The organism is Cohnella sp. GCM10020058, from assembly GCF_042683485.1.
Taxonomy (GTDB): Bacteria; Bacillota; Bacilli; order Paenibacillales; family Paenibacillaceae; genus Cohnella.
In genome coordinates this window covers 28,437-42,463 of the sequence record NZ_JBHUJV010000019.1, presented here as the reverse complement: position 1 = coordinate 42,463, position 14,027 = coordinate 28,437, and the positions used below count along the sequence as shown (strand labels likewise).

Sequence of the window (14,027 nt, the reverse complement as noted above, 5' to 3'; positions counted from 1 at the left end):
ATCACCCTCAATCCTTCTTGCCGCGCTTGTTGCGGCCTTTGCGCCGCAGCCAGTAGACCATGATCAAAGCGCTGATGATGATCACCAGCAGATAAGTCATCATTTCGTACAGATCGCCGGCGCCGGAGTCGGTCGTGGTGTTCACCCGATTCTCTCCCTCAGCTCTCGTAGTCGACGACGGCTTGCGCTTCGCGCGCGACCGACATATGCTCGATTACTTTTTTGTGCTCGGGGTGCACCTGATACGCCTGCATGTCCGCAAGCGAAGCGAACTTGGTCACGAGCGAGATATCGTAGGAGCGTTCTGAATGAACGACGTCCGTACCGACTTCGATCGAGAGCAGCTGTTCGATTTTCCCTTCCATGTTGCGGAGCACGGCCGCCGTCTCTGCGACGCTCTCCGGGCTGCGGTTCTTCAGTTTGAACAATACGATATGGGTCAGCATATTTTTGTCCCCTTTCTGGATTGTGCGCATACCCTAGCCCGTCTATCCCGCATGTTCGTCCGGCGCGACGCGCATACTATACGCATTCTCGCTGGACGCCGCGGAAGGGGGCAGGTCATGCGGCTCACTTATACGATCGTGTTCACGGTGATCGGACTTGCGCTATGCTTGTTCAACGCGACGGGATACGATCCCCACAACGCCTTTTTGTTCATGTTCAGCGTGCCGATCTGGTTCGTGGAGCTGTTCGGAGACATTCACAAGGTCAGCGTGGTCGGCATGTACGCGCTCACCGTGCTCAGCTACGCCGTCATCGGAGCGGTCTGCGACTACTTAATCGCCAAGCTTTACCGGAGAAGAAACGCCTGACGAACGCCGATGGGACAAGCAGCCTTATGAAAAAAAGGAGCCGGCAACGGCTCCTTTCTCCTTTGCGCAAGGAAACACTATTCGACGATAATCGTCGACTTCATAGTCGAGTGGCCTTGTCCGCACATGATGGTGCAGTGCAGCTCGATCGTCTTGCCCTTGTCGCTCTCGGGAAACGTATAATCCGCTTCCGGATTATCTGCGCTCAACTCGAGGCCTGCGGCTTCGATGCCCGCGCCGTGCACGCCCAGCTTGTTCGAAAATTTAATCTTGTAGTTGGTTCCGGCTTTCACGTGATACTCCGCTTGGTCGAACTTGTACCCTGCCGATGTCGCGGTGATCTTCAGCAGCTCCTGGCCTTCCGCCAAGCCTGCTTCCTCGCTCTCGGGCTTCGCCGGCAGATCGTTAGCCAAGAGGTACACAGCAAAAAGACAGGCCACGACAAGCAAAGCCGGCATGATCCATTTAAACATCGTTGCTCCCCCTGCTTCCTCGAAATGTCTACCTCTTATATTACCTAAAAGGGGCGCTGCAACTCAACTATTGACGACATGAAAGCGTCAACTTTTTTTCATATTTGACAATTTGATGAACGATCCAATAATAATTTTTTCCAGTTTTACGATTTTAAATCATTGCCCTTACTTTTTAAATCATCGTCCTTGCTTTTGCTTTTCAGCATCTGAACAGCTTGCTTCAACCGCTCCGGAAGCGGCAGACCGAGCCGTCCGCAGTTTTCGACGACGGAGATCAGTTCGTTGGCCAAATAAAAATAAGTCGCGCCCCCCATGACCGCGTTCATGCCCAGCAATTGGTCGATCCGGTGACAAACGAGCAGCACAAGCAGCATCAAGCCTTTTTTCGCCAGCCCCCTAAAGCCCGTCCGGCTGTTCAGCCCCGGCCCGGATCGAATGGCCGCATACACGCCAGTCACATAATCGACGCCCATGGCGACGACAAGCAGCGTCAGCGCTTCGTTCCACATGCCGAATGCGAAGGTCAGTACCGAACCCGCCACGGCTACCGCGCAGTTCATTTCCCAGGACATTATCCTCTCCTCCCCTCGAGCCGTTCGTTCCTCCGCAACGCTGCGACTGGCTCCGTACAACGTATGCGCGCGGGACAAGACCCGAGGCGGCATCAGCGGCTTTGCGAACAAGAAGCCGCACCTCTCACGACAAATCGCGATTAGCGTAAGGCCGGCTCAATCAGGGTAAGGGATGCTAGCGGGACATGGACGCGCTTTTGCCCGCCTGTCTAGCTAAAAAAACGAACAAACTTACGATCGGAGGGAATTCGATGTCTCATTATGTGGAAGTGCAGAAAGGGATACGAATCTACGTAGAGGATATCGGCGAAGGTACGCCGATTATTTTTCTTCACGGCTGGCCGGTCAACCACAAAATGTTCGAATATCAATTCCTGGAGCTGCCGCGTCTGGGATATCGGTGCATTGGGATCGATCTACGAGGCTTCGGCAAGTCTGACGCTTCCTGGGACGGCTACAACTATTGCAGCCTGGCGGACGACGTCAAGGCGGTCATCGATCAATTGGGCGTATCGGGCGCGACGCTCGTCGGCTTCTCGCTCGGCGGGGCCGTAGCCGTGCGATACATGGCCAGACATGCGGGCTACGGCATCTCCAAGCTGCTGCTCATCGGCGCAGCCGCGCCTTCGTTCGTCCAGCGCGACGACTTCAAGCATGGGACGCCGCCGGAAAAGCTGGACGACATGATCCTGCAGGCGTATTCGGACCGGCCGGCGCTCGTCATGCAATTCGGCAAGATGCTGACCGCAAGTAAGCCCAGCGCCGGCATGGCGGCATGGCTTCTGTCGCTCAGCCTGGAGGCGTCCGCAGTCGGCACTTACAAAGCGCTCGAATCGCTCCGCACCGAAGATCTTCGCGAGGACCTGCCCTTGGTTACCGTACCGACCGCGATCTTTCACGGGGTGAAGGATGAGATTTGCCCGTTTGAGCTTGGCGAAGCGATGCACCGGTACATGCCGGGATCGACGCTCCATCGCTTCGAGGAAAGCGGGCATGCGCTGCTGTTCGACGAGCCGCAGTTGTTCAGCGAGCGACTGACGGCCTTTCTCGCCGGCACGCTTGACATCCCCGCTCCGATTGAAGTCGAACCCGAGCAGACGCCGATTTTATAACAGCGCCGCCGTCACATCAAAGAAGGCTTGGTCCGGAACGTCCGGACCAAGCCTTCTTTTCAAGTACAGCTCTAAAACCCTTGCGCCTTCAGCCAATCCGCTGCAGCCGTTGTCCACCCCGATGCAAACGGATGATCCTCGGCCAGGCCGATCCCATGCACGCCGCTGCTGTAAACATGCAGGTCGAACAGCACGCCCTTCTCCCTCAGCGCCGCGGCGAACAGCAGGCTGTTCTCGACCGGGACGGCGGCGTCATCGGACGTATGCCACAAAAAGGCCGGCGGCGTCTCGGACGTCACCCGGAGCTCTGCGGACATTGCGTCCACGAGCGCCGCTTCCGGCGAATCCCCGAGCAGGTTTTGGCGGCTGCCCGCGTGCGTATGCGGATCCCTGAACGTAATGACGGGATAACAGAGCACGATCAGGTCCGGCCGGTCGGAGACACGGTCGATCTCGTCCGCCGCCTCCGGATTCGGCCCCTCCCACTGCGTGCCGGCCGATGCGACCAGATGGCCGCCGGCCGAGAAGCCCAGCAGGCCGATGCGCCGCGCGTCGATGCCGAATTCGGTGGCGCGGGCGCGCACCGTTCGGACTGCGCGCAGCGCGTCCGTAAGCGGAGCGGGATGCTTGTACGGCGCCACGCGGTATCGGAGCACAAAAGCGGATATGCCCAGGCCGTTCAGCCACCTCGCGATGGGCTCTCCTTCATGGGCGGCCCGAACGCCGTAGCCGCCGCCCGGCGCCACGATGACGACCGGACGATCGCTCCCTTCGAGCAAATAAGGAAACAAAGCGGGACGGTCCTCCGGCGTGTCGCCCTCGGCGTAAGGAGCGCCATCTGGCCAGAGCAGCCGTTCTTCAGTTGCAAACGCTGACATCAATCGCACCTCGATTGGAATTAGATTCAATTTTTCTCAACCTATATCCTAGCACACCGACCTTCATTTGCCGATAGATTCGTCACGGTCGCAACTATCCGTTGCCAAGCCTGCGTACTCGTGCTACTATTGTTAAAATTTATCGAGCGAGAGCTATGGGAGGACGATAGACTGTGGCCAAATATTATACGGAACCTTCGCGTACGTTCAGCGAATACCTGCTGATCCCGAATTTGACGAGACGCGAATGCACGACCGAACGCGTATCGCTCCGAACGCCGATCGTCAAGTACGGCCGCGGCGAGCAGCCTCGACTGTCGCTCAACATCCCGTTCTCCTCCGCCGTGATGCAGTCCGTATCCGACAACGCGATGGCAGTCGCCCTCGCCCGCAGCGGCGGCATCTCGTTCGTCTTCGGCTCCCAGCCTGTCGTCGAGCAGGCCCGCATGGTCGGCAAAGTCAAAGCGTTCAAGGCCGGCTTCGTCGCGAGCCGTTCCAACCTCACGCCGGATCACACGCTCGCCGACGTCAAGGCGCTCAAGGCAACGACGGGACACTCCACTGTCGCGATCACGGACGACGGCTCCCCTAGAGGCAAGCTGCTCGGCATCGTCACGAGCCGCGACTACAGGGATAGCCGTGATCCGTCGGACAAGCCGATCCGCGAGTTTATGACGCCCTACGCCTCGCTCGTCTGCGGTCGTTCCGGCATCTCGTTGCCCGAGGCGAACGACCTTATATGGGAGCACAAGCTCAACTGCCTGCCGATCGTGGACGAGACGCAGCGGCTCGAGCACCTCGTCTTCCGCAAAGATTACGACGCCCACAAGGAATATCCCCTCCAACTCCTCGACGCCAACAAGAGCTATGTCGTCGGCGCCGGCATCAATACCCGAGATTATGAAGAGCGCGTGCCCGCCCTCGTAGCGGCCGGTGCGGACATCCTCGTTATCGACGCCTCCGACGGGTACAGCGAGTGGCAGCGCGATACGATCGAATACGTCAAGGCCAACTTCGACATTCCGATCGGTGCCGGCAACATCGTCGACCGCGAAGGCTTCAGGTATCTCGTCGATGCCGGCGCGGACTTCGTCAAGGTGGGGATCGGCGGCGGCTCCATCTGTATTACCCGCGAGCAAAAAGGCATCGGCCGCGGCCAGGCTTCCGCGCTCATCGAGGTCGCCGAGGAGCGCGACCGTTATTACCAGGATACCGGCATTTACGTTCCACTTTGCTCCGACGGCGGCATCGTGCACGATTACCACATCACGCTCGCACTCGCCATGGGTGCAGACTTTGTCATGATGGGCCGCTACTTCGCCCGGTTCGACGAGAGCCCGACGCGCAAGCTGAAGGTCGGCAACAACTTCGTGAAGGAATTCTGGGGCGAAGGCTCCAATCGCGCGCGCAACTGGCAGCGCTACGACAGCGGCGGCAAAGAAAATTTGCTGTTCGAGGAAGGCGTCGACTCGTACGTGCCATACGCGGGCGGCCTGCAGGAGAACCTCGACAAGACGCTCGGCAAAATCAAGTCGACCATGTGCAACTGCGGCGCGATCAGCATCCCGGAGCTGCAGCGGGAAGCCCGCATCACGCTCGTCTCGGCGACCAGCCTCGTCGAAGGCGGCGCCCATGACGTCATGATCAAAGATACCGGCTTGTCCGGAGACTAATACGCATAAGCTCGGCCCGCTTTCCTTTAACGGAGAGCGGGCCGTCTGTTTAATAGACGCTTGAACGCCACGACTACGGCCCCGCTTTTCAGAAGCAACGCCTCTTTTCCTGTCGCATGCCATTATCCCATCGGCTCAGAATCGGGTGCCTGGAAGCCCGCTTCTTTACACCGCATTTTTGTGCCTGCGCGCTGACTCGCACCATTATCCCCTCCGCTCATGATGCGCCCTCGCTATTCCTCCAACTATCCTCTCAACAGTGCACCTGTTACTTTTCCATGCCATTATCCCCTTCTCTCAGAAACCAATGGCCTTTTCGGACCTTATTGCACCTTATTGCCGCTATTTGTCCCCCCGATGACCATTCGCCGAGGAGCCCGGTCAGTTTTCACACTACGAACGTTTGCGAAATCATCTCGCTGAGGAAATACGGCACCTGAGCGGAGGGGATAATGGCATGAGCACCCGAAAAAGCAAGCTGTCTGCGAGCAGGATCGGGGCCACTCGGTTAACTCTGCATAAGAGAAAATGAAAAAACCCAAGGCATCTTGCGCCTTGAGCTGGTATACCGGATGAGGCTAAAAATCAGCCGAACCGCCCGCTGATATAGTCCTCCGTCCGCTGATCGGACGGATCGGAGAAGAGCTTCTCGGTCGCACTGTACTCGACGACTTCCCCGTTCAGGAAGAAGACGGTCTGATGGGAAACGCGCGCGGCCTGGTGCATGTTGTGCGTGACCATGACGATCGTGTAGCGGTCCTTTAGTTCTTGCGCGAGCTCCTCGATCTTGATCGTGGAAATCGGATCGAGCGCCGACGTCGCTTCGTCCATGAGCAGCACGTCGGGACCGACTGCGAGCGCGCGGGCAATGCACAGACGCTGCTGCTGTCCGCCCGAGAGACTAAGCGCGGAGCGCTTAAGATGATCCTTGACCTCGTTCCAGAGCGCGGCGGAGCGCAGGCTGTTTTCGACGATCTCGTCCAGCTCGCGTCTTTTGGAGATGCCGTGCAGTCGCGGTCCGTATGCGACATTGTCGTAAATGGATTTGGGAAACGGATTCGGCTGCTGGAAGACCATGCCGATTTTTTTACGAAGTGTCTCTACGTGCACGTCTCCGCCGTAGATATCCGTTCCGCCGATTTCGATGCTGCCTTCTACCCGCGCGCCGGGGATCATGTCGTTCATCCGGTTCAGCGTGCGGAGCAGTGTGGACTTGCCACAGCCCGAAGGACCGATAAAAGCGGTGATCGCCCGCTGCGGGATTTCCAGTGAGACTTGCTTCAGCGCATGAAAAGCGCCGTAAAACAAATCCAGCTTATTGATTTCGATGAGCGCCGTTCCTTGCACGATAAATTCCTCCTTGACTACGATAAGTCCAGTGCGATAAGCCCAGTGCGATAGCTTCAGCCGGGAAACGACTAGCCCTTCATCTTGCGCGCCTTCATCCAGAGCGGCAAGCGGAATACGAGGTTGATCGCAAGTACGATCATGATGAGCACGGCCGTCGCCTTCTGCGCGATATCGCCGGCGTCCGGGACGATCGCTTCGGATTGGACGTACCATAGATGCACGGCGAGCGTCTCGCCGGGAGACAGCAGATTGAAGTCCCATAGCTCGCCGGAGGTGGTGACGCCGGCAGTCAAGATGATCACGGCGCTCTCGCCGAATGCGCGGCCGGCGGTCAGGCAGATGCCGGTGACGATGCCGTTCAGGGCGACCGGAATGAGCACGGTGCGAATCGTTTGCAGATGCGTAGAGCCTAGCGCAAACGAGGCGTTCTTAAGCTCCGTAGGTACCGACCGCAGCGACTCTTCCGTAACGCGCGTCAGCATCGGCAGATTCAGGAAAGCAAGGCTGACCGCGCCGCCGAGAATCGTCAGATCGAGATGGAAGATATCGACGAAAAGCGAGATGCCGAACAGTCCGAAAATGATCGAAGGTACCGACGACAATCCTTCGACGCAGATGCGGATAAAACCGATAAAGCGGTTGTCCGGCGCAAACTCCGCCAGATAGATGCCTGCAGCCATGCCGAGCGGAATCGAGATCGCCAGCGACAGGAACAAAATATAAAACGAGTTGAACAGCGCGGGCCCGATGCCGCCGCCTTCTTCGATCTCGCTGGGCAATCCGGTCAGGAAGTCCCAGGTCAGGTTAGGCAGTCCCTTGCGCAGCAGCATAAATAGCAGCCCCAGGATAAACAAGATAACAAGAATGCCCAAAACCCAGACGAACACGTTAAATATCCGATCGTTTCTGGCGGCGGAGCTCGAGGATCTCGAGAACGCGTTCGCGCGGCGAACGGCCGAAGCGCCCGGATTGGAGCCGGGTACCGGCGCGATCGGCGCGCCGTTTTTGGAGGAATCGCTCACGAAGCCTTCGCTCCCTTCTTCTGCAGCAACCGGACCGCGACGATCAGCAACAGCGAGATCGCGAGCAAGAGGAAGCCCATCAGGTAAAGCGCGTAATTCCAGGTCGAATCGAATTCGACGCTCGTAATTTGCATAACGATGTTACTCGTCAGCACGGCGGTTGGCGTGAAGAGGCTGTCGGCCAGCTGCGGCGTGTTGCCGATGACCATAACGACGGCCATCGTCTCGCCGATTGCACGTGCCATGCCGAGAATGACCGCGTAGATGATGCCGCTGCGCGCCGCAGGCAGCACCACGCGGAAAATCGTCTGGAAGCGCGTCGAGCCGAGCGCGTACGAGGCATCTCTGTATTTCTTCGGAACCGCGGAGATCGCGTCGTCGCTGATGCGGGCGATCGTCGGCAGTACCATGATCGCCAGTACGATGGCCGCGGCGAGCAGCCCGTCCGCCAGATCGCGGCCGCTGATCTCGCGAAGCATCGGAATCAAAATCGTTAATCCCAGGTAGCCGTATACGACGGACGGGATGCCGACGAGCAGGTCCATAATCGGACGCAGCGCACCGCGCAGCCACACCGGCGTGATCTCCGCCAGGAACACGGCGATCAGGACGGCGATCGGGACGGCAAGTACAAGCGTAAGCCCTGTCAAGGCGAATGTGCCGAATATGAAAAGCAGTGCGCCAAAATGCCCGTTTTCAGGGTCCCAATTGGTTGAAAAGAAAAACTCTTTGAACGAAACCGTTTCGAATGTCATAACGCCCGTCTTGAACATTAAGATCAAAATGCCGAACAGGACCAAACAAACGAAGACGGCCGCGGATACGCAGAGAACCTTAAAGGTCGAATTAAAAAATCTCAGACGGGATCTGCGATCAAGCGGATCGCCGCCGGCTTGGCGCAAGCTGTTGCCCAGCTCCGCCGGCGCGATGACGCGGCTTTGCGCGTTCATCTCAAGCATAGGACGAATCTCCTCTCCCAGGTCAAAACGTAAAGAAAAAAGCCGGCCTTAAGCGCTTTGACGCTGCAGCCGGCTTGATGGCGTGATACGATCGGTTGTGCTTCGATTACTTGACGGCGGCCAGCGGGATGAACTTCAGCTTTTTCAACGAGCCGTTTTGGAACTTGGCGCTTTGAATGTACTCGATGAATGCCTTGGTTGCGCCTGTCGGCTGGCCCTTTGTCATGAAGTAGCCGATGCCCCATACTTTGTACGTTCCGTTCAACACGTTTTTCTCGGTCGGCGCAGCGCCGTTGATCGACAGAGCCTTCATCTTGTCAGTCACGTACGGCAGGTCGATGTAGCCGATTGCGTTAGGCGTCGTTTCGATCGCGGTTTTCATGTCGCCGCTCGAGCCCGTTTCCTTGTAGTTGTCGCCCTTGGTCATGAAGTCCTTGCCATCAAGCGCCTTCAGTTGGAAGTTAACGCGCGTGCCGGAGCCGAACTTACGGTTGACCACGACGATGTTGGCGTCGGAGCCGCCTACGTCTTTCCAGTTCGTAACCTTGCCGGAGAAGATGTCTTGCAGTTGCTTGGTCGTCAGGTTGCTGACGCTAACGTTCTTGTTAGCGACGGCAGCGAATACCGTGACAGCGACCGGATTGGCCACTTGACCGTCAAACTTCTTGAAGCCCGGCACGTCGGTAGATGCATCCCAGTCTACTGCGCCGATGTCGGCGATGCCTTTGCGGACCGATTGAGGACCGGCGATGGAGCTGACTGCGGATGCCGAGATCTTGACCTTCGGGTTAAGCTTTTGGAATTCGCTCTTCGCTTGCAGCGTCAGCGGCAGCAGTGCCGAAGAACCGTTGATGACGATTTTTCCTTTAAGCGAGCTTGCTGCGGATGCGACGGATGCGCCGCCGGCTGCCAGGGAGACCGCAAGCGCGACCAGCGCGGCGGGTTTGAACCATTTTTTCATGGGAATGAGTGCTCCTCTCGTATTTGAAAAAGATTAACGGGTGACCGGCTTCCAGGAGCCGTTTGCGTTCACGTACAGGCCATCTTCAAGCGCGATGATGATTTGCGATCCGTTCACGGCAAGACCGGATGCAGAAGCGGGTACCTTGTAAAGCAGCTTTTTGGATGCCGTCGCAGGATCGACTTCATAGATTGCCGACTCGTCGTCGTTCACGGTTGTAAGAACGTACAGCTTGCCGCCGGACAGAACGAGCTCTTCTACGTCGCCTTCGGCCAGCAGCGTAGCCGTTTTCTTGTCCTTGTCTACCGATACGACCGTCGCGCTTGCGTTCTCGTCCGCCACGCTTACATAGTAAACCGTGCTGCCGTCCGGAGAGACCACGAACAGCTTGTCGTCCTTCGCCGAAGTCAGCGCAACTGCCGCCGGCTTCTCAGCCGAAGTGTCGTACAGGTTCACTTGCACTTGCTCGCCGCTCGCGTCGATGGCGACCGTATCCTTGTCCAGATCCGTGCCGTCAGCCGTCGCCTTCGGAGGCGTCGTTACCAGGTAGGCGAACTTCTTGCCGTCCGGAGAAACGGACAGTGCGGACTTGTAATCGACCTTGTCCTCTACGACCTTAGAGATCGTGCCCGTCGCAACTTCTACCTTGGCGATGACCGAACCCTTGTCGCCTTGCAGGAAGTAGATCGCGGAACCGTCGGCAGACCATACGAGCTCGGTCTTGATCGACGTGTCATTGCTGATTTGCTTCGTTTGCTTGCTCGCCAGATCGACGACGTAAACCGCGCCTTCCCCGTCCGTATAAGCAGCCTTGGCGCCGCCCGGTGCGACGATCAGGTCAGAACCGCCTTCGGTAGAAAGGAGCTCCGCCGACTTGCCGGTCGCCACGTCCACCAGATAGTCCGTACGCTTCGCGTCCGTCTCGACGGAGACGATCGCTTGGCTCGCGTTTACGAAGCGTGCGTTCTCGCCGCCTGCGAGCAGCTTGATCGTGTTGATCGCCAGCTTGCCGTCCTTCAGTGCCATCGTCCCGCCGAGAGCTTGTACAAGCGGCTTGACCGCTACGAATGCCGTTCCGTTCAGAACCTTAGCCGGTTGATTCAGGTTAATGACGTTGCCGTCGACAGATGCTTGCTTGACCCCCGTCTTGAAAGCAAAGGAATGCGAATCCAGCGTTACCGTCGTGTAGCCGTTCAGTGCCGACAGCTTGGCGCCGAGTGCCGCGCTCAGATCGCGCACGGAAACCAGCGTTTCACCGTTAGACAGCACCGTACGCACTTGCACGTCCGTGTAATTGACAACGAATACGGATTGCTTAACCGTCAGCGTTACGGCTTTTGCCGTGACCGCCTTGGCAGTAGTCGCCGAGCCCGCTTGCGCAGCGCCTGCCGTTCCCGCTGCCGCCGTTCCCAAAGCCGCTGCCAAAATCGTTGCCGCGATTGCTTTCTTCATCACCATGTGCGCCCAGTCACCCTTCTTTTGATTGATCTGACTTTATTATAGGAACGTTTTGTAAACCGGGATGGCGACCTATATTTTGGATATGTAAATTTTTCCGCGCGTTATCATTTCGGACAACTACGGGACTTCTGTCGCAATTTAAATACAAAAATCCCGGCGATATCCCCCTCGCGGGAGAATCACCGGGACCTGGTTGGCCGAATCGGCCTGTTTTCGGTATGCCGAGCTTCGATTAAACGTATTCGAGCGTTAGACGTATTCGAGCGTCTTCACTTCGTTCAAGCAGACGACCTTAACCTTCGCGACTTCCGGCAGTCCGCCTTTAAGCACGATTTCCCGCTTTTCGCCCGCGCGCAGGTCGAAGTAATTGTCTGATAGCGTTCCAGGCAGATCGACAAGACCTGCGTCCTTGGCAAAAGTATCCGTCGTCAGCGTGAAGCGCGTATCGCCGTTTGCCAGCGTCTCTTGTTCGACCTGGACGGTTGCCGGCTTGAGCGCAAGCTGATGGGGCTTGCCGAGCAGGTACGTATTCACGATCAAGGCGGTCTCGCCCTGATACAGGCTCACGCAGACGATCGTATTGGCTTCGTCGAAGCCGGCCACGGAGAACGTGCCGATGCGCGTCGACCGGTACCCCGTTACTTGCACCTCGTTCACGACGGACTGTACGACGCTGTCCGTATTCAGATCGTAGAACTCGACAACGATACGTCCTTCGAAGTCGCCGTGATCGTGAATCAGGTACAGCTCGGCTTCATCTTGGCCAGGCGTAATCTTCGCGTACGCATTTGGCGACTGGAAGCTGCGTTTCATATAGAAATAAGAAGGCTTGTGCACCTTGGCATAGTCGACGAGCGCCCAGCTGATGGACGGCCATAGGTCGCTCCACTGCCAGATGAGCGCGCCGGACGTATCCGGCATCCGGGACACCCAGTGCTCCACGCCGAACCGAAGCGCGTTGGCTTGCAAGAGCTGGTTGACGTACACAAACTGGTCCTTCGACGCAGGCAATTTGTAATCGCCGACCGTGTAATAGAACAAGCGCTGGATGCCGTTAGGCGCCTTCTGCATCGCGTCCAGCTTCGGATCGCGCAGCGTGGCGTTAGGATCGACCTGGTTCAGCAAATAGTTCGAAGGGTAAGACTGCATCCCGAATTCGGAAAGGAAACGGCCATTCACCTCGCGGTACTCCTCGTACGGATGCGTCTGCCCCCATACGTACCAGGAGTGAAGGTCGCCGTAATTGCCTTCCAGCTTTGTATGGTCGAACGTAAGCGAGTACGGACTCGACGGCCAGTATGGCCGCAACGTGTCTGCCGCGCAAGCATCGTGCAGAACCTCGAAATACAGCTTTTCGCCATAGCCGTGCAAGCGGCGGACGCGGCTGCGTTCGACGAAGATCTGGTTCTCGTTGTTGCCGCACCAGAGCACGATGCTCGGATGACTGCCGAACTCGGAGATAACATAATCGGCTTCCTTGCGTACGAGCGCGCTGAACGCGTCGTCGTCCGGATAGTCGCCGCATGCGAACATAAAGTCCTGCCAGACCATTAGGCCGAGTCGGTCGCAGGCATCGAAGAAATCGTGATTCTCGTACGTACCGCCGCCCCAGACGCGAATCATGTTCATATTGGCTGCGGCGATACGTTCGATCTCAACCTCGTACTCTTCCTTGGTGTCGAGATTCGGGAACAGCTTCAGCGGAATCCAGTTGATCCCCTTGCACAGCACGGGAATGCCGTTGACCTGGATGATAAACTTGCGGCCTTGCTTGTCGTAGGGCATGTCGATACGAATCTCGCGCAAGCCGACCGCGCGGGACATCGTCGCGACTGCTTCTCCGCCTTCGTCCAGCACGGAAGCCTCCAGCCGGTAAAGCGCCGGCTCGCCGTGGCCAAGCGGGTACCAGCGCTTCGGCTGCGCGATCTCAAGCGCCGCTTCGTAAGTGCCTGCTCCCGGGTCCAGGCTGACGCGCTCGCTCCGCTCGGCAACGATCGTGTCGCCGTCGAAAATCCGGTAGCGAAGCGCTGCCTCCACGGCTTCCTGTCCGGCAGCGGATACTTTGAACGATGCGTTGACGATCGCCTTGCGGTCCGTCAGATGCGTAATCGCATAGCCGAGGCTGTCCGTGCGCACAACGTCGTAGGCTTCGATCGACACCGGCTTGTGAATGCCTACGGTTACGACCTTGGCGCCCCAATCCCAGCCGTAGCCGTATTGTGCCTTGCGGCCGAACAGCCGCGCAGGTATGCCGTTCCACAGGTTCAGAGGCTCGCCGAACGCGGCTTCCTTCTCCTTCAGCGTTTTTGTCGGCGAGGCGATGCGGACCGACAGTGTATTTTGCGCCTGCGCGATCCCCTTGATATCGAAACGGTAAGCGATAAACATATTTTCAGTCGAGCCCAGCGCTTGCCCGTTAAGGGTGACTTCGGCGTACGTGTCGACGCCTTCCAGTACCAGCTCGATCGCGTCTCGCGACAGCTCGTCTTCGCCTAACGTAAATTCGCGGGCGTAAGTCCAGTCGTCGAATTCGACCCACTCGATTTTCGGCTCGAACAACGTATCGTATTCATTGGCAAGTACGCCTTGCTCCATCAGATCCTTTTGCACGAATCCAGGCACTGACGCCTGATAGCGATCGCCGGTGCGCGCATTCGAGAGCTCCCAGCTTCCGTTCAACAACAACGTGGTCATGTCGATTGCTCCTAATCCCGATTGGTTCGATATTGTTATTCTTGCCCTATTGTA

14 protein-coding genes are annotated in these 14,027 nt (G+C 57.8%); 3 read left to right on the top strand and 11 right to left on the bottom strand.

The features are described 5' to 3' along the window. Nucleotides 1-7: 7 nt before the first annotated feature. On the bottom strand, nt 8-145 hold the full coding sequence (locus ACFSR7_RS30865) for a hypothetical protein (RefSeq protein WP_158543932.1): 138 nt from the start codon (nt 143-145) through the stop codon (nt 8-10). A gap of 13 nt (nt 146-158) precedes the next feature. After that, the gene (locus ACFSR7_RS30860; protein WP_378168294.1) at nt 159-446 is read right to left on the bottom strand and encodes a Dabb family protein; all 288 of its coding nucleotides are present in this window, start codon (nt 444-446) and stop codon (nt 159-161) included. 117 nt (nt 447-563) lie between these two features. On the opposite strand from ACFSR7_RS30860, the gene ACFSR7_RS30855 reads away from it, so the two are divergent. Further along, nucleotides 564-815, top strand: coding sequence for a hypothetical protein (locus ACFSR7_RS30855; RefSeq protein ID WP_378168292.1), 252 nt, complete (start codon nt 564-566; stop codon nt 813-815). A 77-nt stretch (nt 816-892) separates the two neighbouring features. On the opposite strand, the gene ACFSR7_RS30850 is transcribed toward ACFSR7_RS30855, so the two are convergent. Together ACFSR7_RS30850 and ACFSR7_RS30845 are read right to left on the bottom strand one after the other, a co-directional pair. Next, nucleotides 893-1,288, bottom strand: coding sequence for a cupredoxin domain-containing protein (locus ACFSR7_RS30850; protein ID WP_378168290.1), 396 nt, complete (start codon nt 1,286-1,288; stop codon nt 893-895). Between the two features lie 146 nt (nt 1,289-1,434). Further along, on the bottom strand, nt 1,435-1,863 hold the full coding sequence (locus ACFSR7_RS30845) for a phage holin family protein (protein WP_378168288.1): 429 nt from the start codon (nt 1,861-1,863) through the stop codon (nt 1,435-1,437). 251 nt (nt 1,864-2,114) lie between these two features. On the opposite strand from ACFSR7_RS30845, the gene ACFSR7_RS30840 reads away from it, so the two are divergent. Then, the gene (locus ACFSR7_RS30840) at nt 2,115-2,975 is read left to right on the top strand and encodes an alpha/beta fold hydrolase (protein WP_378168286.1); all 861 of its coding nucleotides are present in this window, start codon (nt 2,115-2,117) and stop codon (nt 2,973-2,975) included. Between the two features lie 71 nt (nt 2,976-3,046). Here ACFSR7_RS30840 and ACFSR7_RS30835 read toward each other — a convergent pair whose 3' ends face one another. After that, nucleotides 3,047-3,853 carry an alpha/beta hydrolase gene (locus tag ACFSR7_RS30835; RefSeq protein ID WP_378168284.1) on the bottom strand — a complete coding sequence of 269 codons (807 nt, stop codon included), beginning with the start codon at nt 3,851-3,853 and terminating at the stop codon, nt 3,047-3,049. A gap of 173 nt (nt 3,854-4,026) precedes the next feature. Between ACFSR7_RS30835 and ACFSR7_RS30830 the strand changes: the two genes are divergently transcribed. Continuing rightward, nucleotides 4,027-5,526 (top strand): IMP dehydrogenase, encoded by a 1,500-nt coding sequence (locus ACFSR7_RS30830; RefSeq protein WP_378168282.1) that lies wholly within the window; start codon nt 4,027-4,029, stop codon nt 5,524-5,526. Between the two features lie 585 nt (nt 5,527-6,111). Here the strand turns inward: ACFSR7_RS30830 and pstB are convergent. The 6 genes from pstB to ACFSR7_RS30800 form a co-directional block, all read right to left on the bottom strand. Continuing rightward, nucleotides 6,112-6,873, bottom strand: coding sequence for a phosphate ABC transporter ATP-binding protein PstB (pstB, locus tag ACFSR7_RS30825; protein WP_282909605.1), 762 nt, complete (start codon nt 6,871-6,873; stop codon nt 6,112-6,114). Nucleotides 6,874-6,944: 71 nt separating this feature from the next. Beyond that, nucleotides 6,945-7,772: a phosphate ABC transporter permease PstA gene (pstA, locus tag ACFSR7_RS30820; protein ID WP_378168796.1), complete on the bottom strand. Its 828-nt coding sequence runs from the start codon at nt 7,770-7,772 to the stop codon at nt 6,945-6,947. A 122-nt stretch (nt 7,773-7,894) separates the two neighbouring features. After that, complete coding sequence (gene pstC, locus ACFSR7_RS30815; RefSeq protein WP_378168795.1) at nt 7,895-8,848, bottom strand: phosphate ABC transporter permease subunit PstC; 954 nt, start codon at nt 8,846-8,848, stop codon at nt 7,895-7,897. Nucleotides 8,849-8,963: 115 nt separating this feature from the next. Beyond that, nucleotides 8,964-9,818 (bottom strand): phosphate ABC transporter substrate-binding protein, encoded by an 855-nt coding sequence (locus ACFSR7_RS30810; protein WP_378122258.1) that lies wholly within the window; start codon nt 9,816-9,818, stop codon nt 8,964-8,966. 33 nt (nt 9,819-9,851) lie between these two features. After that, complete coding sequence (locus tag ACFSR7_RS30805; protein WP_378168280.1) at nt 9,852-11,270, bottom strand: stalk domain-containing protein; 1,419 nt, start codon at nt 11,268-11,270, stop codon at nt 9,852-9,854. Nucleotides 11,271-11,528: 258 nt separating this feature from the next. Continuing rightward, entirely contained in the window at nt 11,529-13,973 is a 2,445-nt protein-coding gene (locus ACFSR7_RS30800) for a beta-mannosidase (protein ID WP_378168278.1), read from the bottom strand. Nucleotides 13,974-14,027: the final 54 nt, after the last annotated feature.